Annotated in this window: 23 protein-coding genes and 2 tRNA genes; 7 read left to right on the forward strand and 18 right to left on the reverse strand. The window is 50.8% G+C overall.

Translation table 11 applies throughout. The features are described from left to right. Nucleotides 1–292 precede the first annotated feature (292 nt). The 3 genes from E4L36_RS10530 to E4L36_RS10540 all read right to left on the reverse strand — a co-directional run bounded on the left by E4L36_RS10530 (nucleotide 293) and on the right by E4L36_RS10540 (nucleotide 1,444). Nucleotides 293–484: a DUF2892 domain-containing protein gene (locus E4L36_RS10530; protein WP_127693421.1), complete on the reverse strand. Its 192-nt coding sequence runs from the start codon at nucleotides 482–484 to the stop codon at nucleotides 293–295. A 70-nt stretch (nucleotides 485–554) separates the two neighbouring features. Next, entirely contained in the window at nucleotides 555–1,211 is a 657-nt protein-coding gene (locus E4L36_RS10535; protein WP_136680577.1) for a Crp/Fnr family transcriptional regulator, read from the reverse strand. Then, on the reverse strand, nucleotides 1,208–1,444 hold the full coding sequence (locus E4L36_RS10540; protein ID WP_127693423.1) for a hypothetical protein: 237 nt from the start codon (nucleotides 1,442–1,444) through the stop codon (nucleotides 1,208–1,210). Before E4L36_RS10540 ends, E4L36_RS10535 begins: the two co-directional genes overlap by 4 nt. Nucleotides 1,445–1,599: 155 nt before the next feature. Here E4L36_RS10540 and ilvD point away from each other — a divergent pair, with 155 nt between their 5' ends. Then, the gene (gene ilvD, locus E4L36_RS10545; RefSeq protein ID WP_127693424.1) at nucleotides 1,600–3,432 is read left to right on the forward strand and encodes a dihydroxy-acid dehydratase; all 1,833 of its coding nucleotides are present in this window, start codon (nucleotides 1,600–1,602) and stop codon (nucleotides 3,430–3,432) included. 36 nt (nucleotides 3,433–3,468) lie between these two features. On the opposite strand, the gene E4L36_RS10550 is transcribed toward ilvD, so the two are convergent. The 4 genes from E4L36_RS10550 to ubiM form a co-directional block, all read right to left on the reverse strand. Continuing rightward, nucleotides 3,469–4,209 (reverse strand): sulfite exporter TauE/SafE family protein, encoded by a 741-nt coding sequence (locus E4L36_RS10550; RefSeq protein WP_136680578.1) that lies wholly within the window; start codon nucleotides 4,207–4,209, stop codon nucleotides 3,469–3,471. After that, complete coding sequence (locus E4L36_RS10555; protein WP_240770711.1) at nucleotides 4,209–6,755, reverse strand: EAL domain-containing protein; 2,547 nt, start codon at nucleotides 6,753–6,755, stop codon at nucleotides 4,209–4,211. The genes E4L36_RS10550 and E4L36_RS10555 overlap by 1 nt, the downstream gene beginning before the upstream one ends. A 39-nt stretch (nucleotides 6,756–6,794) precedes the next feature. Further along, nucleotides 6,795–8,036 carry an HDOD domain-containing protein gene (locus tag E4L36_RS10560; protein WP_240656926.1) on the reverse strand — a complete coding sequence of 414 codons (1,242 nt, stop codon included), beginning with the start codon at nucleotides 8,034–8,036 and terminating at the stop codon, nucleotides 6,795–6,797. Between the two features lie 154 nt (nucleotides 8,037–8,190). Then, the gene (gene ubiM / locus E4L36_RS10565) at nucleotides 8,191–9,444 is read right to left on the reverse strand and encodes a 5-demethoxyubiquinol-8 5-hydroxylase UbiM (RefSeq protein WP_136680579.1); all 1,254 of its coding nucleotides are present in this window, start codon (nucleotides 9,442–9,444) and stop codon (nucleotides 8,191–8,193) included. Between the two features lie 157 nt (nucleotides 9,445–9,601). Between ubiM and E4L36_RS10570 the strand changes: the two genes are divergently transcribed. Next, complete coding sequence (locus tag E4L36_RS10570) at nucleotides 9,602–9,826, forward strand: DUF6677 family protein (RefSeq protein ID WP_127693429.1); 225 nt, start codon at nucleotides 9,602–9,604, stop codon at nucleotides 9,824–9,826. A gap of 54 nt (nucleotides 9,827–9,880) precedes the next feature. Here the strand turns inward: E4L36_RS10570 and E4L36_RS10575 are convergent. The 3 genes from E4L36_RS10575 to E4L36_RS10585 form a co-directional block, all read right to left on the reverse strand. Beyond that, nucleotides 9,881–9,956 (reverse strand) — tRNA-Thr (locus E4L36_RS10575). Between the two features lie 113 nt (nucleotides 9,957–10,069). Beyond that, complete coding sequence (locus tag E4L36_RS10580) at nucleotides 10,070–10,966, reverse strand: DMT family transporter (RefSeq protein ID WP_136680580.1); 897 nt, start codon at nucleotides 10,964–10,966, stop codon at nucleotides 10,070–10,072. Nucleotides 10,967–11,077: 111 nt separating this feature from the next. Then, a complete protein-coding gene (locus E4L36_RS10585; protein ID WP_136680581.1) occupies nucleotides 11,078–11,824 on the reverse strand; it encodes a dienelactone hydrolase family protein in 747 nt (248 codons plus the stop codon). Between the two features lie 449 nt (nucleotides 11,825–12,273). Here E4L36_RS10585 and zapE point away from each other — a divergent pair, with 449 nt between their 5' ends. Continuing rightward, a complete protein-coding gene (gene zapE, locus E4L36_RS10590; protein WP_136680582.1) occupies nucleotides 12,274–13,758 on the forward strand; it encodes a cell division protein ZapE in 1,485 nt (494 codons plus the stop codon). 261 nt (nucleotides 13,759–14,019) lie between these two features. On the opposite strand, the gene E4L36_RS10595 is transcribed toward zapE, so the two are convergent. Beyond that, nucleotides 14,020–14,096 (reverse strand) — tRNA-Arg (locus tag E4L36_RS10595). Between the two features lie 242 nt (nucleotides 14,097–14,338). Between E4L36_RS10595 and E4L36_RS10600 the strand changes: the two genes are divergently transcribed. The 3 genes from E4L36_RS10600 to E4L36_RS10610 all read left to right on the forward strand — a co-directional run bounded on the left by E4L36_RS10600 (nucleotide 14,339) and on the right by E4L36_RS10610 (nucleotide 16,753). Then, nucleotides 14,339–14,803: a c-type cytochrome gene (locus tag E4L36_RS10600; RefSeq protein ID WP_136680583.1), complete on the forward strand. Its 465-nt coding sequence runs from the start codon at nucleotides 14,339–14,341 to the stop codon at nucleotides 14,801–14,803. 94 nt (nucleotides 14,804–14,897) lie between these two features. Beyond that, nucleotides 14,898–15,773, forward strand: a complete 876-nt coding sequence (locus E4L36_RS10605) for a DUF2971 domain-containing protein (RefSeq protein ID WP_136680584.1) — start codon at nucleotides 14,898–14,900, stop codon at nucleotides 15,771–15,773. A gap of 65 nt (nucleotides 15,774–15,838) precedes the next feature. Beyond that, nucleotides 15,839–16,753 carry an MBL fold metallo-hydrolase gene (locus tag E4L36_RS10610; RefSeq protein ID WP_169051525.1) on the forward strand — a complete coding sequence of 305 codons (915 nt, stop codon included), beginning with the start codon at nucleotides 15,839–15,841 and terminating at the stop codon, nucleotides 16,751–16,753. A gap of 59 nt (nucleotides 16,754–16,812) precedes the next feature. Here the strand turns inward: E4L36_RS10610 and E4L36_RS10615 are convergent, their stop codons facing one another. The 4 genes from E4L36_RS10615 to E4L36_RS10630 form a co-directional block, all read right to left on the reverse strand. Further along, nucleotides 16,813–17,424 carry a DoxX family protein gene (locus tag E4L36_RS10615; RefSeq protein ID WP_136680586.1) on the reverse strand — a complete coding sequence of 204 codons (612 nt, stop codon included), beginning with the start codon at nucleotides 17,422–17,424 and terminating at the stop codon, nucleotides 16,813–16,815. 5 nt (nucleotides 17,425–17,429) lie between these two features. Further along, nucleotides 17,430–18,209: a putative DNA-binding domain-containing protein gene (locus E4L36_RS10620; RefSeq protein WP_169051526.1), complete on the reverse strand. Its 780-nt coding sequence runs from the start codon at nucleotides 18,207–18,209 to the stop codon at nucleotides 17,430–17,432. Next, entirely contained in the window at nucleotides 18,193–19,056 is an 864-nt protein-coding gene (locus E4L36_RS10625; protein WP_136680588.1) for a DUF692 domain-containing protein, read from the reverse strand. Before E4L36_RS10625 ends, E4L36_RS10620 begins: the two co-directional genes overlap by 17 nt. A gap of 72 nt (nucleotides 19,057–19,128) precedes the next feature. Then, nucleotides 19,129–19,530, reverse strand: a complete 402-nt coding sequence (locus E4L36_RS10630) for a hypothetical protein (RefSeq protein ID WP_136680589.1) — start codon at nucleotides 19,528–19,530, stop codon at nucleotides 19,129–19,131. Between the two features lie 477 nt (nucleotides 19,531–20,007). Between E4L36_RS10630 and E4L36_RS10635 the strand changes: the two genes are divergently transcribed. Further along, complete coding sequence (locus tag E4L36_RS10635) at nucleotides 20,008–21,444, forward strand: hypothetical protein (protein ID WP_136680590.1); 1,437 nt, start codon at nucleotides 20,008–20,010, stop codon at nucleotides 21,442–21,444. Nucleotides 21,445–21,556: 112 nt separating this feature from the next. Here E4L36_RS10635 and E4L36_RS10640 read toward each other — a convergent pair whose 3' ends face one another. From E4L36_RS10640 to E4L36_RS10650, 3 genes are read right to left on the reverse strand one after another with little or no spacing between them, the layout of a single operon-like run. Beyond that, the gene (locus tag E4L36_RS10640) at nucleotides 21,557–22,666 is read right to left on the reverse strand and encodes a DUF1513 domain-containing protein (protein WP_240770715.1); all 1,110 of its coding nucleotides are present in this window, start codon (nucleotides 22,664–22,666) and stop codon (nucleotides 21,557–21,559) included. After that, a complete protein-coding gene (locus E4L36_RS10645; protein ID WP_136680592.1) occupies nucleotides 22,656–23,735 on the reverse strand; it encodes an imelysin family protein in 1,080 nt (359 codons plus the stop codon). The genes E4L36_RS10640 and E4L36_RS10645 overlap by 11 nt, the downstream gene beginning before the upstream one ends. Continuing rightward, complete coding sequence (locus E4L36_RS10650; RefSeq protein WP_136680593.1) at nucleotides 23,736–25,205, reverse strand: di-heme oxidoredictase family protein; 1,470 nt, start codon at nucleotides 25,203–25,205, stop codon at nucleotides 23,736–23,738. It abuts the gene before it with no gap.

The raw sequence follows: 25,205 nt of genomic DNA on the forward strand, positions 1-25,205 counted from the left end.
CACGTCCATATTGACTAACAAGCCACCTTGGCTGTATTTGCTATCGCGTCCTGAATTAAAGACGTTAATAGATCATATCGTAGCAACTGCGTCAGGAAGGGGATAGACAAACTTCTCTTCTTAACTACGGACCTGATAAATAGCGCGCTAAGACTGACAAGATTCGGGTTAATAAAAGGTTAACAAACGCCTGTTTGGAGGGTAAAAATGTCCGCCATAGAAGACATTAACTACTAATAAACGTAGGACAAAGAGGAAAGGTGGTGGCTTTCAAAGACACCACCTTCGCGAATTACTCGCAGCGGCGGCAGGTAGATACGTTGAGCACTTTATAAAGCGGGCACCAACCAAATAGCGCTATCAAAACCACTGGCACACCAATCCAGCCCCAAGGGGTTTGTGGGCCTACAAACACTAGAGCGATAAGCACCAAACCTACTACTACACGAATGATTTTATCGACAGTACCGATATTCTTTTCCATGGTTCAACTCCTTCTGGAAGAATTCAGTACTTAGTATCCATCTGGTGCCCCACATTCTCAGTGACTCAAGTCACATGACGTTTTTACTTTTTTTATGTGCTGCCACCAAGGCGTGATAATCAAGAATAACCACCTGACCACGCGCCAACGCAACAACCCCTTTCTTTTCGAGAGTTTTGAGCTGGCGAGAGATCACCTCACGCGCAGAGCCCAACGCATCAGCTATCTGTTGATGCGACATACTGATCACCAACCCGTGGCGACACTCACCCAGTAGAAACTCGTTTATGCGTTGTTCAATAGTGTCGAATGCCACCGACTGAACGAGCTGGAGTAAGCGTGTTAGACGGCTTCCATAGCTGGAAAATACAAAGTGCCGAAAAACTTCACTCTGATCCATTAAAGAACGAAACTGCACCACTGGCAGCACCCAGAGTTCGGTGTCTTCCTCTGCAATGGCTTCTGCAGGAAAGCCTTCACCCGCCATCAAACAGGACGTAGTTAATACACAGGTTTCGCCAGGATGGATGCGATACATATCGATCTCTCGCCCCGCACTAGAGCGCGCAAACACACGGATGCAGCCTGTAACCACCACCATAAAGCCTTGGCAGTCCTGCCCTGCGCGAGCCAACACCTGGCCATCCGCGGCGTGCAGGCGCTGTGCATGTGTCTCAATGATGTGTGCAATGGGGGCACTCAGCGGTATGGCGCTCTGATCATTCATTCAGACGACGCTTCTCGTTTAGCGCGTGCCAGCAACATTACATAACGGATGTTGTAGGCAAAACCCAAAATCAATGCGATAGGCAAAGTGACTAAAAACAGCTTCCCAAAGGCTGAATCATTATAAAGGTGGCCCACCCACAAGCTCGCAACACAGATCAGCGCCACAGGTAAACCAGCCTTCATTAGCCGCAGTAGCCATTTGTCTTGGCGAATCGCCTTTCGATCGGTCATGTTCATACTCATAGTCATTAGCGAGGCTTCAAATTCACATTTCAACGCCAGAAAGTAAAGGCACCTGACCTAACACTTTGGGTTGATCATCCCATCGCCGTTATTTTTGGTATACTCGGATCTCCGTGAAACAGAACCCAATGAGAGATTGACTCATGCCAGTTTACCGCTCTAAAACCTCTACTGCCGGCCGTAATATGGCAGGCGCGCGCGCACTGTGGCGTGCCACCGGCATGAAAGACGAGGACTTTCACAAGCCTATCATCGCGATCGCTAACTCCTTTACCCAGTTTGTTCCTGGGCATGTCCATCTAAAAGATATGGGGCAGTTGGTCGCTCGTGAAATCGAAAAAGCGGGTGGCGTTGCCAAAGAGTTCAACACAATTGCTGTTGATGATGGCATCGCCATGGGTCACGACGGGATGCTCTACTCTCTGCCATCCCGCGATATTATTGCCGATTCTGTAGAATATATGGTGAACGCTCACTGTGCGGACGCCTTAGTCTGCATCTCCAACTGTGACAAAATCACACCGGGGATGCTGATGGCAGCAATGCGACTAAACATACCGGTTATTTTTGTCTCCGGCGGCCCAATGGAAGCCGGTAAAACCAAGTTATCCGAGCACAAGCTAGACCTCGTGGATGCGATGGTACTAGCAGCTGACCCTACTGCGTCTGACGAGCTTGTCGATGCCGTGGAGCGCTCAGCATGCCCAACCTGCGGTTCATGCTCAGGCATGTTTACCGCCAACTCAATGAACTGCCTCGCAGAAGCACTAGGCTTAGCATTGCCGGGTAACGGTACCGTTGTGGCGACTCACGCAGACCGCGAGCAACTATTCCTGCGCGCTGGCCGCAGTATCGTTGAGATGGCAAAACGTTATTACGAACAGGAAGACGAGCGTGTACTGCCACGTTCTGTCGGCTTCAAAGCGTTTGAAAATGCCATCACGCTAGATATCGCCATGGGCGGATCAACTAACACCATCTTGCATTTGCTTGCTATCGCACAAGAAGCTGAGATCGACTTCGGTATGAACGACATCGATCGTCTGTCTCGTACTGTTCCGCAGCTGTGTAAAGTAGCGCCAAACACCCAGCAGTACCACATTGAAGATGTACACCGTGCCGGCGGCATCATGGGTATTTTGGGTGAGCTTGATCGTGCAGGGAAGCTCCACACTGACGTGCCAACGGTACATACCGAGACCATGAAAGACGCGCTAGATGCGTGGGATATCATGCGTAACCCGTCACCAGAAGTCGTGGAGTTCTATAAAGCAGGACCTGGAGGCATTCCAACGCAACAAGCGTTCAGCCAAGCAAGCCGCTGGCCAACGCTGGATGGCGATCGCCAGAACGGTTGTATCCGCTCGCTTGAAAACGCCTTCTCCCTTGAAGGCGGCCTTGCTGTACTCAAAGGTAACATTGCCTTGGATGGCTGTGTTGTAAAATCAGCAGGGGTGGATGAGTCTATTCTGGTATTTGAAGGCCCTGCGCACATTACCGAGTCTCAGGACGAAGCCGTCGCAAATATCCTTGATGATAAGGTTAAAGCAGGTGATGTTGTCATCGTGCGTTACGAAGGCCCGCGCGGCGGACCAGGTATGCAAGAGATGTTATATCCAACCTCTTACATCAAGTCGAAAGGCTTAGGCAAAGAGTGCGCCCTGCTCACCGACGGTCGTTTCTCTGGTGGTACATCAGGTCTATCGATCGGACACGTATCGCCTGAAGCAGCAGCCGGTGGTGCTATTGGCCTAGTGCGCAATGGCGATATGATTCGCATCGATATCCCGAACCGCACCATTGATGTACTACTCTCTGATGAAGAGCTAGCTGCACGCCGAGTGGAGCAAGACAAGCTAGGCTGGAAACCTGTGGAGGCACGCCCTCGTAAAGTGTCTGCTGCTTTGAAAGCCTATGCGAAGCTCGCAACCTCAGCGGACAAGGGTGCTGTACGCGATCTTAGCCAGCTGGACTAAGTGCTAAATCTGCAAAGCCCGCGATAGCGGGCTTTTTTATGTCAGCCCCTGATAGAGTAAACGTAACGCAAGCAAAGTGACCACCCCACGAAATACCCACGAGAACATAGCGGCGGGTATACGATTCAACACTTTCAAGCCTAGCCATGTACCAACCACACCGGCTGCAATCATCAGCAGAATCACCCACAACCATTCACTGAAAGCAAAGCCAACCACGCTAAATACCACACCTTTCAAGAGGTGTTGAAAAGACATGCAGGTTGCGAATGTTGCCACTGTTTGTAATTTAGAGAGCTTACGGCGATGCAGAACCGCCGCCACAAGCGGCCCGGTCGCACCAACAAAGGCAGACAACAACGTTGTCAGCCCACCTGCCGCAAAAAGCTGAGTGGATGATAAGGATACTTTTGCCGGCTTAGGCCCCCATACAAGGTAGATAATAAACAGCGCCACACTGATTCGAAGTAGGTCAAGGGGCAGCTGTACAACAACAAAAGAGGCCGCCACAGCCCCTAAAATTGCCCCACCCAAAAACAAACCAACCACCTGCCAATCAACATGGCGGCGCGTCATCCAAGCACGATTACCGTTCGATCCCAACTGCACCAACCCATGCACTGGAATTAATGCTGCGAGCGGCAGCATTTGCGACAGCACTGCGAGCAAAAGAACACCCCCGCCGATGCCGAGCGCAGCGGTAATAAAGGAGGTAAAACCGCTTAACATCATCAGCCAGCCGACATCTAGCCAAACGATACTCTCAGGCAACCACATCACTCTTCGCCCAGCTCCCGACAGAGGAAGCTTAATAGCTCAGGGAAGTTAAGCGGCTGACTAAAGAGGAAGCCTTGGCCAACATCACAACTTTGCTCAGCAAGGAACTGATGCTGCGCTTTCGTTTCGATGCCTTCAGCAACAACACGCATACTTAAGCGATGCGCCATCGAGATAATCGCCGCCGTGATCTCCATATCGTCTTGATGGTCGGGAATATCTTTAATGAACTCACGATCGATCTTCAACACATCGACTGGTAGCGTTTTCAAATAATTGAACGAAGAGTAACCGATACCAAAATCATCAATCGCCACCGTGACACCTAAGTGTTGCAGAGCTTGCAAGGTTTCAATCGCCACCTCCACATCCTGCATCAATAAAGACTCGGTGATCTCAAGCTCAAGATTGGCGGGATTAATCTCGAACTCAGCAATGGTCTGCTGAATCATACTCAGTAACTGTGGATCACGAAATTGCCGCGATGACAGATTGATCGCAACGCGCACATCATCAAAACCGAGCGCGGCCATCTCACGAATCGTCAGGCAGGCCTCTTCCAACACCCAACGCCCCAAAGAGACGATAAAGCCCGTCTCCTCAGCCACCGAGATAAACGCATCAGGGCTGACCAAACCTTTATTCGGATGCTCCCAGCGTAACAATGCTTCAACACTCACCACTCTGCTGCTAGTGAGATCAAGCTGGGGTTGGTACTGCAGGATAAACTCACCAGCATCCAAAGCACGCGGCATCTCTCGGGAAAACTGTACATATGTCTGTAGCTGACGGTGCAGGTTCTCATTGAAGAAGCGGTACTGATTACGCCCCTTCTCCTTCGCTTGATACATGGCAAGATCAGCGTGCTTAAGAAGGCTTTCCGGTGTATCTGCATCTTTTGGCAGCCAAGCCAGCCCTACACTCGTGCTGATTTGAATATCGTAGCTATTGATATAGTAAGGCTTTGCGATGGCGTCTAAGATCGCCTCAGCCACCGTCTCAATATGGTTAACGTTGTGCGCGTTGCGAATCAAGATGGCAAACTCGTCGCCGCCCAAGCGTGCTGCAATATCCCCCTCTCCGATACAGCTAACGAGCCGCTCTGCGACCTCCACTAACAACTGATCCCCAGTGCCATGCCCTTGGGTATCATTGATAGCCTTAAAGAAATCGAGATCCAGCAGCATAACAGCCGCTGTCGAAGTTTCAGTGGTTGGATCAAACAGCTCAGCGAGCTCTTTAAAGAACAAGCGTCGATTCGGTAGTCCTGTCAGCTCATCATAAAGCGCCAAGCGCTCCATACGGGCGTGCGCGTCTTTCAGCTCAGTAACATCTTCGCAAACAATGACAAAGTGGGTGAGCTCATCGTACTCACTGTAGACGGGCGAAATCGATGCAAGCGACCAAAACAGCGAGCCATCTTTGTTCCGGTTTTGCAGCTCGCCACGCCAGTTATTGCCGCTCATAATGGTGTTCCAAAGCAGCTCGTAACGTTCACTATTGAGCCACTTGCGGCTAAGCAAGTCTGGCTGTTTACCTTCGACCTCCTCAAGAGCAAAGCCGGTCACTTCACTATACTTGGGATTAACGTATTCAATAGCGCCCAGAATATCGATAATCATGATACTTGAACCGCTCTGGACAATAGCGCTAGAGAGCTTACGCAACCGTGCTTCAACCGCTTTACGCTCAGTAATATCTTGGCACGTACCTACCACTTTGACGACACGTTGCTCATCATCACGCAGCACACGGCTGACTAAGTGAATATGTCGGCATTCACCAGACGCCGTTGATACACGAAAATCGATCTCCCCCTCCGAGCCTTCGTGCAACATAGCTTGAGCGGCTTTGAGCACCATCGTGCGATCCCCAGGGTAAAGGCTCTGAAAAAACGTCTCTTGATCGACTCGCTCAGCCAATGTATTGCGCATCACAGCAGCAAGACTTGGCGAACACCAGAACATACCGCTGTGCGCACACCACTCCCAACAGCCAAACTGAGCCAGCTCATGGCACGAAGCTAAGGCATCATCACTGCGCTGAACCATCATCGGCACATCTGCCTGGGCGATAGAGCGCGACTCAACCTCCTCTTTGGGCTGTTCAGATGGAGAGCGACGTAACCCTGCCAACAGCAAACCAACAAACAGCGCTGCTAAGTAGCCGAGATTATGTTTGCGCAGGTCTGCTGTAATTGTGGCGCGCAACGAGGGGAGTTTAATACTCGCCGCAAGTGCGGAGGAGGACTCAGAAGGGTAAAGTTTCAGCACCTCAGAGGCCGGCGCTTCCATTGAAGCATCGGTGGAAAAGAAAACGTGATCAGGGTCTGCGAGGTTAAGGACCTCCGCGTATTGGGCTAGGAGCGCTCTGTCCTGAGCCGCTTCAACCACTGACAGGAGTTGCAGATCATCGCGAATCTCGGTTAGGCGAGCTTCAACTTGCGTATCGACTTGATGCGGTAACAACAGTGTTTCGCTGAGCGCAATTGCTGCAACTAAACACACCGCCATTAACGTCACATGTTTCGACACAAGTCGGATCAATTCTAAGCTCTCCTAACCATTGCATAATTGCCACCTTAATCAGCCACGCAGGGCTTTAATTACGGTGTCAGACCAGTTCAAGCTATGGCGATAAGCGACTTCATAATAGCTACGCGGGATTCGCGCCATCAGCAGGTCAAACTGGCCTCGTTCATAATTTTCAACATCCCGCAGCGTATCGCCTAACGAGCCTGTGTAGTGCAGCAGGGCGTTTTTAACTTCACTGTTCAAAGGCACTTGCTCAAGTAGCTCCGCCATTTCGATATCGAACAACGCATCCAACTGCGACAAGAGGCCAACCATAAAGTAGTTCATCGCCCCTTGATAACCTGATAGCTCTGCGATCAGCTCACACATGCGCCCACGGATCAGCATATTGCGGGTCAACTCAGTCGGGCTACCGTTCACACCGGTGGTTAAAAACAACAAAATCCAGCGGCGGATCTGATCAAGCCCAAGTAGCGTAATCGCATGAGATAAAGACTCAACTTCACGCGGCACCTTGAAGGCAGCCGAATTCACCACCTTTAAGATTTTGTACGTGAGCGCAGGGTCGTTCACAGCGATCTGCTCTAAAGAAGCCCCTGTTGCCGTTTCTCGATCTAATTCGGTTAACAACTGCAACAATAAAACTTTGTTACCCGCGATGCGCTTACCTTTGATCGGCTCTGGCCGACTCAGAAAGAAACCCTGATAAAGCGAGAAGCCCATCTCAAGACACTGCCTGAACTCCTCTTTTGTCTCGACCTTATCTGCGAGTAGATCCAAATTATGAGGTCTCAGCTTTTGAATCACCTCAGGTAGGCGGGCCATGCCCAGCGCTTGAATATCTAGCTTCACCACATGAGCGATATTGAGCAATGGCTGCAAACGCACATCATTTGGATCATAGTCAGCCAGTACTATCTTGTACCCCTCTTTTGCTTTCTCTTGCAGGGCTGCGGCTAACTCAGGCGTTACATTCGAACGCCCCAGCAACTCCAGCGCAAACAAGGCGGGCGGCAAAGCCGGAAGCGTACCCGACAGCAGCACCTTGTCAGTGACCTTCAAATAGAATGGTAAGCGCTGCTCACCACCATCACCCACAACACTCGCGTAGGTGTTCATAACCACATCGAAGGTAGCGACTTCATCCTTTTGCGGCGACATCGCGTGCGGGTCATCTCCGCGAAACAGCAGTTCAAACGCAACAACATCTTGGTTCTTCGAGTAGATAGGCTGACGCGCCATCAACACATCTAACTGGTGATCGCCATCGAGGATTGAGTCTAAACTTGTCACTAAAATCTCCATGCGCGAGAAAGCGCGCTCTTATTATGATCTTAAGCCGGAGCTCTGAACCCTAGCTTACTCGACCCAAGCGCCCTATGGCTAGGCCGCAGGACGCTTTAGATATCGCCAATATCAGCGATTTCTTAAGGAGATATTTTAGTTTTTACACGCTAAATAAACGAGGTAAGCGTGGACGCGGCAGCGCTGCCGGTATTGGAGGTAGAGGCACAAGCGGCTTCAACTCGCGGTCTGTTAAACTATTAGTGATCAGTTTTTTGACAGGGGGTAAGTGCTCAGCGGCAGCCAGCACCGCCTTGCGCAGTTGTCGGCCCGGCAAGCTTTCATTGGTGAACAAACCTACCACCAGATTTGTACCGTGATAGAGCACCCGAGAAACCTGCATCTGCTCTTTCTCATAGCTTTTCAGAAGTGTGAGCTGGCCAATATCCTCGCCACACGCGTGTGCTTGCGCGACCTTTTCGGCAAGTAACGCTTGCCCACGCAATCCAAGATTAAAGCCGTGTGCTGTTACAGGGTGCATACCGACCGCTGCATCCCCAATCAATGCAAAGCGCTCAGTAACGAACTGATGGGCGTGAACACCCACCAACGGATAGGTGTGGCGTTTACCGAGTAATGTCATATCGCCAAGCTGCCCATGCAGCTGGTCTTGAATGTTTTTACTAAAGCGGGCGTCAGACATGCTGAGGAACTGCTCTGCCTGTCTCCGGTTCACCGTCACCACCACCGAAGAGCAGTTTCCATTCATCGGAAGAATGGCGGTTGTGCGCCCGTAATGAAAACACTCAAAGGCCGTTTGCTCATGTGAGCGTGTGTGCGACATCCGGCAAACGATCGCCACGCGCGAAAAATCTCGCATCGAAGCCGCCAACCCCATCTGGCGGCGCGACTCCGAAAAGCGCGTATCGGCAGCCACGACTAGCGCTGCACTTAGTTTCTCGCCGCTATCGAGTATAACTGTCGTCGCTTGATCACCCGCAATCACCTCTTTTACGCGCGTGCCAGCTTTTAGCGTAATGTTGCTGCACTCTTCAAGATTCTCAAAGCAAGCTTGACGAATAAGATGATTCGGTACGAGATAACCCAACGCATCGAGCGAGTCATCTTGGCGTTCGAAGTCGAGGCTCTTTGGCGAGTCACCATCAAAGACTTTAGCAGCCTTGATCGGCGCTATTTCTGCCTCATCAATGCGCTGCCACGCGCCCGATGCCTGCATGAGGTTGCGCGATAGATGTGTCAGCGCAATCTCCCGGCCATCCTCTTCAGGTGCTTGTAACTGGGATAGTGGCGCTTGATCAAGCAGCAGCACCGATAACTCTGTGTGGGAAAGCGAGTGAGCAAAACTCAGGCCTGCCGGCCCTGCACCGATAACAATGACATCAAACTGGCCTGACATAGCCGCCTCCCGAATCAATAGAAAGAGATGATGCTACGCCTTCAGCACAAAATTGTTTGGACTCAAGTCAAAGAAAAATAAAGAAAGATTTAGGGAAGCTTCATGTATGAACTGTTAGTCTAGGCGCTTTGAAGCTGTTATTTCTAGGGAGACCACTATGAGCGGACAAGGTAGCTCAGGTAATGTTATTGCTGCGCTTTGTAACGTGTTTATTCCAGGGTTAGGGCATCTGATTCAAGGCAGGTTGCTAGCGGCCCTATTCTTCTTCGTATCGATCACGGTTGGTTACGCGCTTTACTTTTTGATTATCCCTGCCGTTTTCGCAGCCATTCTGCATCTGATCGCTATTATTAGCGCTGCACGCTACAAACCAGAAGAATAGAAATACAGACTTTGGGTAACAGAAAAAACAAGTATTAAGAAGGAAGAAGAGAGGTGGTGCCGGCACCAAGAGTCGAACTCGGGACCTACTGATTACAAGTCAGTTGCTCTACCAACTGAGCTATGCCGGCACATCGTGATGGGCGCGTATTAAAGCGAAAAACTTTAACCACTGCAAGTATTTAATCGCGTTTCTCGCATAATTTTTTGCGCTCGTTTTTATTGCTGCTATATAGCTACATTTCTAAGAACGAGTCGGCACGGAAACCTTATGCCGATCAACAAAAATGACTGCAAGGCCCGACACTAAAATGACACCTGAACCCACCCAAGTGAGTGCGTCGGGATACTCATCGAACACCCAATAGCCCAGCATAGTCGCACCAATGATTTCGAGATATCGAAACGGCGCTAGCACACTTGCCTGACTCAATGTAAAAGCCCAACTAATCAGCCAATATGTCAACGCCGATACCGCCCCCAGCGCCAAGATATAACGCCAGTGTGCTGCAGATACTGATAGCCAGCTCAGCTCTTTGATACCGCTGCTTTGGCCGATTAATAGCGTCAACAATAGTAAAACTGCGCCCACTAAACTTAGATAAGCCTGCAGGGGCACCGCTGCAATTTGCCCCCCTAACGCGCGGATCTGCACTAGATACAGTGCATAGCACAATGCTGCGCATACCGGCAGCAATGTGTGCCAACCGTAAAGTACCCAGTTTGGCCGAATCACAATCATAGCGCCGACCAACCCCGTAAAGGCGAGCATATACTTCACCAAGCTCGAAGGTTCTCTCAAAATAACAGCTGAGAGCAACATCACAAGCAGCGGCTCAACAAAAAATAGCGCGACGGCATTCGCGACTGGCAAATAAGCTAGCGCCCAAATCATCGCCGTGATCGCCATATTTACCAAGCAAGCGGCAATTACCAGACGCCGAGTTAACGGCCACGGGTAGTGCAAACGAGGAAGTTTACGCATTACGATCATTAGTAACACCGCTTGAACAGTGACGCGCAAAAAACTGATCTGAATGGGGCTCAGATCTTGTGATAACAACTTTGCCAAGACATCGACCGCCGGCAAAATCAGCATCGCGGCAACCATCAACCAAACGCCGCTTGATGGCCCTTTCATCACTCCCACCGTCGAGCACCCTCTTACAACAACTCTACAAAGGCGGCTATTGTACCGCTAAGCGGATAAGCAAAGGGGCGGTGCTCGACTAAGTGGCGACTATGCGCGCAGCTACTTCACTGTTTCATCTAGGAAATTCAGAAAGCTACGCCATGACTTTTTATCAGCATCCTCTCGGTATCGGGAGGAGCCCAGCACAGTAAACGCGTGTGGAGCGCCTCCATAGCTGATCATCTCATGGGGGAGATTAGCGGCTTCTAGCTCCCTGGCTAACCCCGCAAACTGTTCCATCGTGATGGCGGTGTCAGCACTACCATGGTGAATTTGAAACCGCCCCTTGGCCATGTCGTAGTTCTGATCTGACGGAGTCTGCAAGCCACCATGAAAGGTAACGAAACCCTTCATATCCGCACCTGAGCGCGCCATCTCTAAGGCTGCTGCGCCGCCAAAGCAATAACCCATCACAACGGCATTATCAACGTTACCGCCACGCGACTTAGCCACTGCGAGTGCACCATTCATTAAGCTACGCATTTTGGAGCGATCTTTATAGAGCTCGCCAGTATGCTGGCGCTTATCAACCACTTCGGTGGGGCGGATACCCGCACCAAACAGGTCTACAGCGAAAACAGCATACCCCTCCTGAGCGAGCATCTCTGCACGTTTAATTTCGTAGTCAGTCAGGCCATCCCAGTCATGAAGCAGCACCACCAGCGGAGCATCATCGGCTGGGCTGACCCAGTAGCCCTCATAATCGGCACCGTTAACCTGATAATTCACTACATCGCCGGCATACGCTTTAATCGAGAGAGCGCATGACACTAGAGCAAAACTAAGAAGCAAAGGAAGCTTGAGCATATTCCTATCCTCGCATTTGAGGGTTAAGAGAAGAGTTTCGTCTTACAACAGTAGTACGACATACCAAGATGAGTAGTTCATACGCTTCAAACAGCGCGAGCTCATAAGCGAATAGATACGCCTTGTTGTGACGAGATAAAAGGATGGGATAAAAAAAAAGGCGCACCTGGAGGGATTCGAACCCCCGACCAACAGGATCAAAAGCCAATCGTCACTACAACCTGTTGGTCAACAGGCCCGCAGTATCTCTCACGAAGTCTCACAACGACCCAAAAGCGACATTTCTCTTTTGATCTGGACTGTATCAACAGGCGTATACGTCCGTTTACCAAGCTGGAGGACTGGCGAGTGAGTCACAGCGAACAAATCAAATATTTGGTTGACCGCATCACTGATACTTTCGAATTTAGAAACAGGTTGTTGGCGAATCTCAAGAATAGAGCAATCTGATGAAGACGGTGATGAAGTATATGGCAGCACAACATCGCATCGATCGGAGGTCCCTCCCGCCAGGCCCCGTGACAGCGGCGTATGAACGCAAGGTGGATGCGGGGGAGGTGCGACGAGATGACGCTCAACTCGCTCTGGCGGCGAAGCTCGATGCTCTGCACGAGTCTTTAACCTCGCTTCCGCTAGCACCCGTGCGCACCAACAAACCGACAAAAAATAGCTCTACAAGCAGCAGTCCGCCGTTACTGTTACTGGCGCGGTCCTTGGCATCCGCTCACTCCTCTCTTCGAGAGAAGTTCCAGTTGTGGTCTTTTGGTCCACCACCGCGAGGCATTTACATTCATGGACCGGTCGGGGTCGGCAAGAGCTTTCTAATGGATCTCTTTTACGCGTCGGTTAATGTTCCTGATGATGATTCTTGCTGTAATCATGACGGCCACAGCCTCAAACACGCAAAAATTACCAAACGCCGCGTCCACTTTCATGAATTCATGTTAGACGTCCATCATCGAATTTTTGTTTACAAAGAAAAACACCCAACAGATGATGCGCTCCCCATCATTGCGCAACAATTGGCACAGGAAGCCCAACTCCTTTGTTTCGATGAGTTTCAAGTAACAGACGTAGCCGATGCCATGATTGTGAAACGGCTTTTTTTATTGTTATTGAATTTGAATGTCGTGGTGGTGGCCACCTCGAATCGCGCCCCAGATGCGTTGTATGAGGGCGGCATTAACCGATCCCTCTTTTTGCCATTCATAGACATGTTAAAACACAGGTTCGACATTATTTCCATGGAGGATTCCGCCAAGGATTATCGGCTCGAAACTCGAGCGGATGGTCAATCCTATTTTTGGTCAAGCAATGATGTTCAAAGCGATAATAATAGCAACAACATACAGGCGCTGTTGAAAGAAATATTTGGTGACACTGCATCTGGAACTGAGGCCGAGGTCATTCATGTACTCTTCGGTCGCACCGTCCAGGTCGCCCGATCGAATGACCGGTGCGCCTGGTTTGATTTTTCCGAGTTATGCTACCAACCGCTCGGCGCAGCCGATTATATTTCCCTCTGCGACCGATTTCCGGTCCTCATCATAGACCGTGTACCGCAATTAGATGCCAATCACCTCGACGAAGCACGACGATTCGTGACCCTCATTGACGTGTGTTATGAATCTCGCACCCGGTTAGTACTGGCGGCAAAAGTCCCGCTCGATGAATTATTTGTCGATTTTGAAGCGCAAATCGACAGTAGTGATGGAAATGAAGAACTATTTGTAAGTGAGAAGGGGGGAAACTCGAGTTCCTTTGCGACGACCATGATTTGCACCAAAGAGGGTGAGCAATTTGAGTGGTCGGCGACGGGTCTAAACGGCGTGTCACTGGCACAGTTATCGGGCGCCAATGATCTCGCATTTTCCTTTCGACGTGCCGTGTCTCGATTGGTAGAAATGGGTGGAAAGGAATGGGGACGACAATGACGAAAGGTCTGCGATTTAAACTAATTAGTCGATTTCAGTACCCGTTTTCACGCCCCATTTAACGTCAGTTCATTAATGCCTTTCGGTATAGAATAATAGTGTTTTCTCCGGAGGCGGGTCTACAAACACAACAACACCATCCTCCGGCACTGTGACCATATTGTGACCGCCGGTGAATACGCCCCCGCAAACGGTTCTTGGGTGCGCCTGTGCTCAGATGGATAAGGTTGGGAATACAAGGAGATAGCTAGGGTAAAAAAATGGCGCGCCTGGAGGGATTCGAACCCCCGACCAACAGGATCGGAACCTGCTACTCTATCCAGCTGAGCTACAGGCGCAAAATCAGGAAGTTTTCAGGGCGACAATCATACGGGTGAATCAGGCTTTTGCCAAGATAGAACGAAGACCTTATGAAGGTTTTGGATATTCAGCATAATCTGAAGGTTAATCAAGCGCGTAAGCAGAGCAAATAGTTGGCTGTTTTTTGATCTAAACCTTAAGGCGCAGATAAACCCCATTTTCGTTACGTGCTTTTGCCGGTATAATTCTGCGCAAATTAATTATAACGATGCATTTTTTCATGCATCACCAGAAACCGTATGAGGTCACCACTGTGAAATTGACTGCTAAAGCTGCTTCAGTATTGAGCATTCTGGGTTTGAGCGTTGCGCTATCAACAACGGTTGGTGCGGCAACAGCTGAAGAGAAAATTGTTGAGCGCATTAAGCCACTTAGCCAAGTGTGTGTAGAAGGCGATGATTCCTGTGGTGGCGCGGTAGCCGTTGCTGCAGCAGCTGCAGGCGGTGCTCGCTCTGGCGCAGACGTCTACAACGCAAGCTGTGCAGCATGTCACGCAATCGGCGTTGCTGGCGCACCTAAGTATGGTTCAAGCGAGTGGACTGACCGTGGCGCGAAAGGTATGGACGCATTGCTAGAAACAGCAATCAGCGGTATCGGCGCAATGCCACCAAAAGGTACATGTGCTGACTGTAGCGATGACGAGCTAAAAGCTGCTATCCAACATATGCTAGACAGCGCGCAATAAGCGAGTGTAGCGTTACCAAGAAGCCTCCTCTTTTGGAGGCTTTTTTGTATCTGTGCTTTACTGATGAAACACCGGATATGAGTGGGAGTTATCGATGCTGCACCAGTTGACGCGCGAGCTGTATTCTCAAGCCCCAAAAGAGACCATCTATCACTACACGTCCTTTAGTGGGTTTATGGGTATTGTTGAGAGCCGCATGCTCTGGACCAGCGATATCCGGTATATGAACGACTCGGCCGAGCTCAACCATATGGTTAACTTGATCAATGATGAGGTCAACGAGCGCATCCAACTCGGCCACCCCAACCCAGCGTTACTCAGCCAGTTAACCGGCTGGCTGCGCGGGCGCGTCAGCTATGGACACCTGCTCTTTACAGGCTCATTTCGCGAAAACGGCAACTTACTCAGCCAATGGCGTGGCTACAGCATTTTGGGTAAAGGCGTTAGCATCGGCTTCAATCCTAGCCATATTTTACAATGTGCCAAACAGAGTGGTTTTATGGTGGGCCGCTGTATTTATGAGCCTCAGCGCCAGCAGGACTTAATCCATCAAATGGTGGATATTATCGAAGACCTAGCCAGCCAGCAGGAGAGAGGCACCAGTGGCCGAGCTGAACCCTGTTATGAGCACGTGTTTGAGCAGGTAGAAAACGAGCTATTACGTATCGGCGCGCTGCTCAAGCACCCCTCGTTTGCAGAGGAAGCGGAGTGGCGTATTGTTTCGCCGATCATCAGCGACTATAGCCATCAGGCGATACGCTATCGCGAAGGTAACTCCATGTTGGTTCCCTTTCTTGAGTTTCCGCTACAGATACCTTGCGATGCACCCTTGAAAGTTGAGCATATATTTTTGGGCCCAACCCCCAATGCTCAACTGTCGATGAACTCACTGAAGATGTTTCTCAAAAAGCACCATATCGTGCCTGCGCGCGGCACCGCGTACTGCAATATCCCCTATCGAAAGCATTAACTTTTGTGAAACTCTCCCCTTTTGCTCTGTGTTAGCCTGCAATGGATAACGAAGGAGTATTCGTGATGAAGCGTTCTATCAAATGGCTAGCCACATTGGCACTATCGGCTAGTTTACCCGCAGCTGCCAGCACGTGTGGCGACCAGGGCGTTTGGCTGCAAGTTTTAGGCTCAGGCGGCCCGGAGGTTGGTGACCAACGCGCCTCAAGCAGCTATTTAATTTGGCACAACGGCAAAGCACGCATCCTAGTCGACTTTGGCTCAGGCGCCCTACTGCATTTTGAAGAGGCACAGGCGAAGATAGAAGACCTATCGGCGGTGGCCTTTACTCACTTTCATGTTGACCACAGTGGCGACTTTCCCGCGCTGGTGAAGGCGAGTTTTTTCTCACCGCGAACAGCATCTTTGCCCGTTTTAGGCCCCTCTGGGAATCACTTACTACCGTCAACCGAACAGTTCGTCACGCGACTCTTTAATGAGAGCAACGGGGTTTGGCCCTACCTGAGTGATCACCTTTCTGGAAACGGCGCCTACCCGCTCATCCCACTCGAGCTAGCAAGTAATAGCACTCAACCAACGACCGTCTGGGAAGGTGTGAGCGCCAAGTTATCCGGCGTGGGGGTTAATCACGGTCCCTTGCCAGCCATTGCATGGCGCGCTGACATTGGCGGTAAATCCATTGTATTTAGCGGTGATATGAATGGCCGTAGCGGCACACTAGAGAAGCTCGCGAAGCACGCCGATCTGTTGGTTGCGCACAATGCGGTGCCAGAATCAGCGCGAGGTGTGGCAAGACGGCTGCATATGCCACCATCCGTTATTGGTAAAATTGCAAACGCAGCATCCGCGAAAGAGGTAGTGATCTCCCATCGCATGTTACGTACGCTTGAGCGCAAAGAGGAAACCGAGCGCTTCATTCGCGACAGCTACAAAGGCCCAGTGCATTTTGCGAACGATTTAAACTGCTTCGCAGTTCCGTAGCAACGCGAACCTGAAGATATAAAAAAAAGCAGCCATTGGCTGCTTTTTTTGTTTACAGCTTACGCTGCTTGGAAGTTGAATTTACGCGCCAACCAGTAATCGACGCTAAAGTAACGACCAGCTCCCGTGAAGAACAAGCTGAGCAACATAATGAAGTAGGTGATGGCAAACTCAATACCGTTATTAAGAATCACAAACGATCCACGACCGGTTAACCAACTGTAGTTACCATTCTCTTCTAGAATCTCTTTACCACGCTGCAAACGCTCAGCCGCTTCAAGCACACGGTCATTGGCTAACCAGCTGTTGGCATCGGCAATGGCTAACCAACCATTTTCCCAGTGCACCGCAAACGCCGCCACCAGCATCGTCACCATAAGGGGAATGCTAATCAAACGGATTGCAAAACCAAAGATCAGTGCGATTCCACCAAAGAACTCAGTGCCAGCCGCCAGCGCAGTCATCACCTCCGGCATGGGTAAGCCCAACCCCCAATCGGGATTACCAAACCATGCTGCGGTATCCTCAAAGTGAGACAGCTTATTATAGCCCGCTTGCATCAGTACGGGCGCCAAGTACAAGCGCAGCAGTAGCGGCGCGATACCATCCGCCACACGAATCCGTGCAAACACCGCGTCGATATGTCGATATAGATTTATTATTGTGTTCATAGGTTTTATTCCTCGAGTGGACGAGCGCCTAACAAGATTCCTGCGTCGTAAAACTGGGTTAAAATTTGCGCACCTGCCTCAATAATGGCGGTTGGGTCTTCTTGTCCCAACTCTGTTGCGATTTGCGCCAATGCCGCTCTACCCGATAACTGTTCATCTTGATCCAACAGATAGAGCAGACGCGCGGTCAGTGCGTTGAGCTCGGTAAACTTGACGCGATCTTGAGCATCGCGATGTACCATCATCCATGTTGGCTGATCTGGCACCTCCGATGGCTGATAATCTGCGCTGATCTGCTGTACCGGATAGTGGTAACTTAACGACCAGGCCAGTGGCGACTGTACCGGGTGCCCTGCTAGTAGATCAGCGGTAAGCTCTGATGCGGTTTGACTTGGATCGCTCTCTGAAATTTCGAGCGCCAACTCCACCCATTCGTAGTGCATTAGCTCATGTAAGAAAGGTGGTTCATCACCTGTACTGCCGCGCACTTCCGTCAAAAAAGTTAAAAAGGCTTGGCTGATAGAGTGAAAGTAGGGGCTATCACAACGATAATCACGCAGGAAATCCCGCACAGCAGTGCGCCACCAGGTCTCTCCCATAATGCTAAAAGCAACGGGAAATGCAGTCGTAGTAAAGTTGCTCACATTGTTGAAGAACAGGTCGCGATAGATCTTCATGCGCCGATCTTCAATGCCCTCAATCACCGGGACCTGTGGATCACGGATATGCGCTGCAAACTGGCGCTGCAGCGCCTTAAAGTCAGATGTGTCAGAGGCGTAAGACATTCGATGCTCCTTGGTAGGCCGGTACACTTGGCGCATCAGCTTGCATACGTTGGATTTTATGGACCTCTTCCATCAACTCAGCCATGGGTGGGATATTGAAGTCACGCTCCAACAGCGTTGGAACCGCACCAAACTGTCGATACGCTTGCTCGAGCAGTGCCCACACAGGGTCAATAACATCAGCACCATGGGTATCAACAATCAGGTCAGACGCTTCATCATAATGGCCTGCAACATGGATATAGCGAATTCGCTCACCGGGTATCGCTGCTAAAAACTCTGCCGCATCAAAGCGATGATTCACACTGTTGACGTAGATGTTATTTACGTCCAAGAGCAGGTCGCAGTCAGCCTCTTCAAGCACTGCCAACAAAAACTCTAGCTCTGTCATATCGTGAGCGGGCATCGCATAGAAAGAGACATTCTCAACCGCCAATCGACGCTCAAGCTGTTCGCTCACAGATTTAATCCGCTCAGCAACGTAGTGCACAGCCTCTTGGGTGAACGGGATAGGCATCAAATCATAAAGATGCCCATCATCTGAACAATAGCTCAGATGCTCGGTGTAGGTATCGATGTTATGGCTATCTAAAAACTGCTTAAGATCGGATAAAAAGTTTCGATCTAAGGGCTCAGGGCCTCCAACAGATAACGACAAGCCGTGCGTTACAAATTGATACTGTTCGGTCAAGTCTTTGAACTGGCGCGCTAAACGGCCACCCATCCGCATCCAGTTTTCCGGTGCGACTTCTAAAAAAGCCGGGCCATCAGCCCCCTGCGGTGGAAGATCATTTAGCATGCAGCGCCGGAAGCCTAAGCCAGCACCTTCTAAGCTTTGTGTCATCATATTGAAGCCCCTTTAACAATACGGGCTCTAAAGTAGAGCCCGTAGGTAGAACATAAAGCTGCTAATTAGCGATTAGCCTTGCTTTTTAGTGCCACCACATTTGCCTTCGCCGCACTTGCCTTCTTCAGACTTGCTAGAGCCGCCGCACTTACCTTCGCCGCACTTACCTTCTTCAGATTTGCTGCTAGAGCCACCGCACTTGCCTTCGCCGCACTTGCCTTCTTCAGACTTGCTGCTAGAGCCACCGCACTTACCTTCGCCGCACTTACCCTCTTCAGACTTGCTGCTAGAGCCGCCGCACTTACCTTCACCACACTTACCTTCTTCAGTTTTGTGGCTACCCGCTAGCTCGTAACCTGTGCTCAGCTGTTGAGCACCGAATGGGTTTTCTGCTGCTTGAACAGAGGCAGCTGCTGCGCCAAGAAGAAAAGCTGTACCAACAGAAGCTACGATAGGTTTGATTGTCTTATTCATTGTTGTCACCTTAAAATTTTAGTTGAGTTACACGGTTCGTTGAGTGAATGAGCACATCTATTTACTGGGTTCTTATTCACTTAGTCGTTTGGGTTTCAGAATCCTTACAGCTTTTTTGAAAATTTTTTTATTTTCTTTTAAAGCCTGCGTATTTCCTTCTCTTATTGGGTTAGTCGCGCCCGGTCACGATTCCTTACAACTTTTTTTAAAAAAATTTCAAAAAAAGTTTTAGCCTTGGTTGGAAGCTCGTAACCAAGCACCATTCTGCAATCGATATATAGAAGATAGACGCTGGGTTACATAGTTCCAAATATACTGACGATGTTATGAAATCGTGATATATCGCAGCAGATGCATCCTATCTAGAAAGCTTCTAAACTAAGGTTCAATATTCGCAACGCGTTGCAGAAGACCTAGTGATCTCAAATGATAAAGAGTAGATCTGTACGCGATAAATCAATACGTTAAGGAATTGTAATGATAGGACTTCGCTCGGGCGCTTATGTGGTTGTGGCCTCTCTTCTGACTGCGTGTGGTGGTGGCGGTGGGGGCGATGACGCTCCACCACCCACTGATGAAGTGCTGACAAAAGAGGGGGTTTTTCTGGACTCCCCAGTAGAAGGGCTTTACTACACTGCTGGCGATATGACCGGCTACACTGATAATGAAGGCCGTTTCTACTACCCAGAGGGCAGCACGGTAAGCTTTGCGATGGGTGATATCTCACTCGGAAGTGCGCTAGGCAACGCTATTCTCACGCCAAAGTCATTACTCCCCGGCCTTGAGAACCGCCTTGATCGCCGCCTGACCAACCAACTGCGCCTGCTCCAAACACTTGATAGCGACGCGAACCCCGATAACGGAATACAGCTCTATAGCCAAGTGCACAACTACTTAGCAGGGCAAACGATCAACTTTAACCTGAGCGAAACTGACTTTGCTGCGCAAACCGCTATCCAAGATCTACTGCGTCTATTCGGCAAGGACCAACTTGTAGCACCGCTCGATGCCCTTGAGCACTTCTACGCCCAGCAACTCGCTGTACTTAATCCATCAGAGACAGAGTGGACAGAGATTACACGCTTGGAATTCGAAGCCGCGCTTGAGCCCGGAACACAGTGGCAGTCTCGTCGGGTGGGGAGTTATGAAGGCTTAAAGCAAGAAGGAGATTCTGCGTTTGGTTTTTACCCAGTCTCAAACTTTGAACAAGAAGCCTTAGATATCGACCAAATATCTATCACATCTAATCGGCGTATCTTAAGCTGCAACGATAATGACTTCAGCAGCAAGAATATAGATGCAATAACTGGCTGCAAAGTTACTTTCAATAATGCAGATTATGGCACAGAAGCCATTGCACAGTATTACAGATCAGAGAGCGGTAATCTCCGCAGCTCCTGTCCTGCTTTTACTACAAACAGAACTCTGACAACTTCAGCCCCCGAAGGCGAAACATACCAAGTTACCGAATCTTTCACTACTCAGTTCGAGCGCATCCTCTTTCCAATCAAAAAGGACGATATACGGCAACTTGCAGTCGTGGCGACTCGCAACGGTAACGCCTTAACTTCGTCGATCAACTGCATCAAGATGAGCGTGACAAACGAAGACCCTCACGGAGATCAATTACCGGAAATAAGGAGGCACAATATCAGCGCTGAGCTTTATAGTGATTCGGTACATGTTGCCACTCTCCGGAACAGCTATGACGCCGCTAAAATCCCATCCAGCAATTCGCCACAGCGCCTGCAGCGCTTCACTTACTTTACATTAAACGGCAGACCCCTTCGCGCAGAGGGGGCATCGGCCCCTGCGGTCGAATATCGCAATGATATAATAAAAACGGTTATTGAGGACTCAACTACTGGGACCACTTACACCATCAATGTAGCAGCTACTCCAGAGCTACCTTAAACTAAGCTTGCTGTATTAATAGATAGGAGCAGTTCAAATACTTTGTGTGTTGAACTACTCCAGACATGAAAAGCGGGGGCGCCGATAGCTAGTCCCCCGCGTTTGTAGCCGCTCAACCAACTAAGCGCGCCATGTGGTTATCCCACTGCCATGTCGCTTCACCCGGTAGCGATAAGCGCTGGCGCTCTGCGGTAGCGGCGTTCACACGGTAGAAGCGGCCACGCCCTGTGCTCACAATAAACTCGCTAGCTACATCCGTCGGTGCAAGACCACAGCCATCTTTTGTTTTCACATCACCCAGATACAGCCCTGAGGTCATATCCCAGAACATCACGCGATTGCCACGTGGAGCAGATACAGCACCGAAGCGCCCTGTGCTATCAAAGCATGCGCTACCGCAGTACTGTTTTAGTTGTGTACGCACAGGCGTAGGTATGTCCAGTGCAATAAGCGGCTGCCCGCGACGATGATGAGCAACTAGTGGTACATCATCGGCCGGGTGGCCTTGGTACTGCATCGCAATTAACACATCGCCATTGGCCGACAGATCAAAGTGACGAATACTGGATTGATGGTAGCGCTCATCCAGTGCCACTTGCTCAACAATCTTACCGCTGGCTAAGTTAAGATAGGCCAATGATGGTTGCATCGTCTCGAGATTCAGCTTTTCACGGCCTTCGGTCAAAATACCGCCATTGGCAATCACCACCTCGGATTGATCCGCAGTGAGCTTTAACTCGTGGGGTCCGATACCGCCAGTCGAATACCGCTGCACCACATCAAAATTAGCGAGTAAGTCGCGCACAACCACCTGCCCCTCCTGCTGGTCGGGGTGTTTTTCTGTGGTTAACAGGTAGCGGCCATCAGCGGTCACTTGAACATGCCCGTAAAGATAGTGGCCCTTAGCAAGAATGATCTGTTTCACCAGCAGGCCGCTGTCGTAATCGACAATATCGATAAATATGCCGGGGCGGCGTGCCACCGCTATAACCCAAGGCTGCTGAGGATGAAAAAGCACCTGATGAGCTCGCTCAGGCAGCAGATGGGTGACGCGTAACGCGTCTTGCGCTACCACATTCAGATAGTAACGGCCATCTTCACCACGGCTAGCCGATGCATACACGCCAGGGATTGCTCGGCTCTGGTTTGCAAGCGCAGGCATTGCTGCCACTGCGCCCGTTGCTGCCAGCAGTCCTAAGAAAGCACGGCGCTTAATCTCCATCACGGCTATTAAATCCTAACTGGATATCCAACTGCCGTGTTGCAGCCAACAAGGAGTTTTGCAGCGTGCGCAGTGCACGTTCAGCCACTTTAAGCTGATCGTAGGCCTCCTTAGATACGGTTTTACCTTTAACCTGCGGTACCGCCTGCAAAGCCGCTAGCGCCGCAGCAAACTGCTCACTGATCGCGGCAGCCAGCGGGGCATCCACGCTATGTAACAACCCTTTGATACTGATCGGCGCAGTCGTCTGATATAACGCTTGTAACGCCAATACGTTGCTCACCATATTCGGTACAGACTGGTCGCTGCGCCATGATTCGCTGCGGGTCCAACGCGCCTTATCGTAAGTCTCGCCTAGCGGTGCAAGGATTTTGCTGTCACGGATCGCCTCAACGGGCTCCACCAGCGCTTTAAACAGAACCGTTGCGGCCTCTTCCGGCGACTCGTAGTAATCGCTATCTTCATTGGCGTTGAGCATCCCGTCACGTTCAGCCGCCCATTCAGATACAATCGCGGCACTACTCGTGGCGATATGCTGCGCGATACCATCGCTCAGCCGACATGTCGGCGTGCCTGATGTCAATTGCTGCGCGTGCTTGGTGAACAGCAAACGCTCCATGGCGGAAAAGCCCTTTAGCGCGATGCTGGCATGCTGTAAGTAGGCAGCATCATAAACAGCATTGGTATCAGCTAGCGCAGCACGCAGCTGCTTACCACCTAAGTTTTTCTTATCAGGCCAATACTGCATGCTGTAGTTACGCATCAGCAGCGTCACTGGGCCAAACTGAATATGCTGAACCTGCTGCCAATCCTGCAATACTGCAATAAACGCTTGCTGCGCCTCAGCCAGCGAGGCCTGCGGCTTGGCAGCACAGAGCGCACTAACACGCGTGGATAGCGTCTTGGAGCTGGCGGCTAACGCTTGGTAGCGCGGTAGAACATGCTGATCCACAACCGACTCGGTAAGGCCAATAAACTGTTCATCACTAAGAACGGCATGCGCTTTAGGTACCATCAGTGCTGCGCACAGCGCTAAAGAATAGCGAATACCCATCCCTTTATTCATCATCTAGAGCGACTCCACAAATCGAATCAAATTTTCTCGCTGCGTTTTAGGCAACTGCATAAAACGCTGTTTCACAGCTTCAGCTTCGCCGCCATGCCAAAGGATCGCTTCTTCCACCGAGCGCGCGCGGCCATCGTGCAGTAGTTGGTTGTGGCCGTTGACGAGTTCAGTCAAGCCGACTCCCCAAAGGGGAGCCGTGCGCCATTCACGCCCATTCGCTAAGAATTCAGGGCGGTTATCCGCTAATCCTTCACCCATATCGTGCAGCAGGAGGTCAGTATACGGCCAGATACGTTGCTGTGCTTGCGGTTTCGGCGCATTTGTTGATGTCAGGTAGCTTGGACGATGGCAGCTTTGGCAGCCCACCGTGTAAAACGCTTCACGACCCGCCTTATACGCCGGAGAACTCACATTCCGAGCCGCCGGTACCGCAAGATTGCCGACGTAAAACGTGACCAACCGTGCCATCTCGGCTGACGCTTCCACACTATCTAGGTGTTCACTGTTACCGTTTGGCAGCGCTAAACAACCCTCTTGGCGGTGTGTGCACTCGCCCTGGCCATAGGGATACGTCGTTGTGGAGATACCGATGTCAGCTAAGAACGCGCTATTGTTTTGTTGCAACAGCGTGGGATGTCCCGCTTTCCAACCAAAGCGACCGATCTCGATCTGCCCCTGAGTTTGGTTCCAAACCCGATTAGCCCGCCCAGAGATCCCATCATGATTGCGATCCAGCTCATCCTCATACGTAAGGATATCGTCGGTTTCGATTGCCGCGAGCATACCCAAACCGATCATCGGCTGAGCAACCCGCGGCGATAACATCACATCGGGATGCAGATCGCCGTAGGCAAGCTGATCAACCCGATAACTCGGCTTGCGTAGCACCACCTTGCGCCCGTCGGGATAAACCACCTCGTGCGGCGTGTAGGTAACATGCCACTGCCCTTCCGCCGGCAAACCTTGCACCGACAGATCTTGCAACTGAGAGCCATACATCGGCTCATCGATCACACCGGCCTGAAACCCAGCTAATAGGCGTTTTTGCTGTGGTGTCTGAGCGGGGATGCTTAGGCGCATTAGCATCGAGGTACGCGAATCATTTTTTACTGTCGGATCCGGTGCGTGACCACGCCCCACACGCGCATGGCAGCGCGCGCATGAACGTGCGTTATACAATGGCCCAAGGCCATCACTGGCCGTTGTGGAAGAGGGCGAGGAGACCCAAAGCTTTTCAAACAGACTGTTGCCTAGATTGAAATCCATGCGATCTTCAAAGGAGATATTGGGTGCAGGATGCATCAGCGCTTTTTTGCTGAGCTTGCCCTGATAGGTGGCGCTGCCAGCCGGTAAGCGCTCAGTCGGATCAAACGCGGGTGCGACATGGCCCCCAGAAACAGCAACCTCCGCCATAAGGGCAGAGGTCAGGAGGACGCTGGCAGCAAAGTACCAGCGTGATGTTAAGGTCTGCAT

The sequence above is a fragment of the Neptunomonas sp. XY-337 genome (genome assembly GCF_004959845.1).
Lineage (GTDB): Bacteria > Pseudomonadota > Gammaproteobacteria > Pseudomonadales > Balneatricaceae > Neptunomonas > Neptunomonas marina.

Coding starts and splice junctions, on each gene's coding strand:
- E4L36_RS10530 (WP_127693421.1), bottom strand. CDS start 484: ATGGAAAAGAATATCGGTACTGTCGATAAAATCATTCGTGTAGTAGTA.
- E4L36_RS10535 (WP_136680577.1), bottom strand. CDS start 1,211: ATGAATGATCAGAGCGCCATACCGCTGAGTGCCCCCATTGCACACATC.
- E4L36_RS10540 (WP_127693423.1), bottom strand. CDS start 1,444: ATGACCGATCGAAAGGCGATTCGCCAAGACAAATGGCTACTGCGGCTA.
- ilvD (WP_127693424.1), top strand. CDS start 1,600: ATGCCAGTTTACCGCTCTAAAACCTCTACTGCCGGCCGTAATATGGCA.
- E4L36_RS10550 (WP_136680578.1), bottom strand. CDS start 4,209: ATGTGGTTGCCTGAGAGTATCGTTTGGCTAGATGTCGGCTGGCTGATG.
- ubiM (WP_136680579.1), bottom strand. CDS start 9,444: ATGTCAGGCCAGTTTGATGTCATTGTTATCGGTGCAGGGCCGGCAGGC.
- E4L36_RS10570 (WP_127693429.1), top strand. CDS start 9,602: ATGAGCGGACAAGGTAGCTCAGGTAATGTTATTGCTGCGCTTTGTAAC.
- E4L36_RS10580 (WP_136680580.1), bottom strand. CDS start 10,966: ATGAAAGGGCCATCAAGCGGCGTTTGGTTGATGGTTGCCGCGATGCTG.
- E4L36_RS10585 (WP_136680581.1), bottom strand. CDS start 11,824: ATGCTCAAGCTTCCTTTGCTTCTTAGTTTTGCTCTAGTGTCATGCGCT.
- zapE (WP_136680582.1), top strand. CDS start 12,274: ATGAAGACGGTGATGAAGTATATGGCAGCACAACATCGCATCGATCGG.
- E4L36_RS10600 (WP_136680583.1), top strand. CDS start 14,339: ATGCATCACCAGAAACCGTATGAGGTCACCACTGTGAAATTGACTGCT.
- E4L36_RS10605 (WP_136680584.1), top strand. CDS start 14,898: ATGCTGCACCAGTTGACGCGCGAGCTGTATTCTCAAGCCCCAAAAGAG.
- E4L36_RS10610 (WP_169051525.1), top strand. CDS start 15,839: ATGAAGCGTTCTATCAAATGGCTAGCCACATTGGCACTATCGGCTAGT.
- E4L36_RS10615 (WP_136680586.1), bottom strand. CDS start 17,424: ATGAACACAATAATAAATCTATATCGACATATCGACGCGGTGTTTGCA.
- E4L36_RS10620 (WP_169051526.1), bottom strand. CDS start 18,209: ATGTCTTACGCCTCTGACACATCTGACTTTAAGGCGCTGCAGCGCCAG.
- E4L36_RS10625 (WP_136680588.1), bottom strand. CDS start 19,056: ATGATGACACAAAGCTTAGAAGGTGCTGGCTTAGGCTTCCGGCGCTGC.
- E4L36_RS10630 (WP_136680589.1), bottom strand. CDS start 19,530: ATGAATAAGACAATCAAACCTATCGTAGCTTCTGTTGGTACAGCTTTT.
- E4L36_RS10635 (WP_136680590.1), top strand. CDS start 20,008: ATGATAGGACTTCGCTCGGGCGCTTATGTGGTTGTGGCCTCTCTTCTG.
- E4L36_RS10640 (WP_240770715.1), bottom strand. CDS start 22,666: ATGGAGATTAAGCGCCGTGCTTTCTTAGGACTGCTGGCAGCAACGGGC.
- E4L36_RS10645 (WP_136680592.1), bottom strand. CDS start 23,735: ATGATGAATAAAGGGATGGGTATTCGCTATTCTTTAGCGCTGTGCGCA.
- E4L36_RS10650 (WP_136680593.1), bottom strand. CDS start 25,205: ATGCAGACCTTAACATCACGCTGGTACTTTGCTGCCAGCGTCCTCCTG.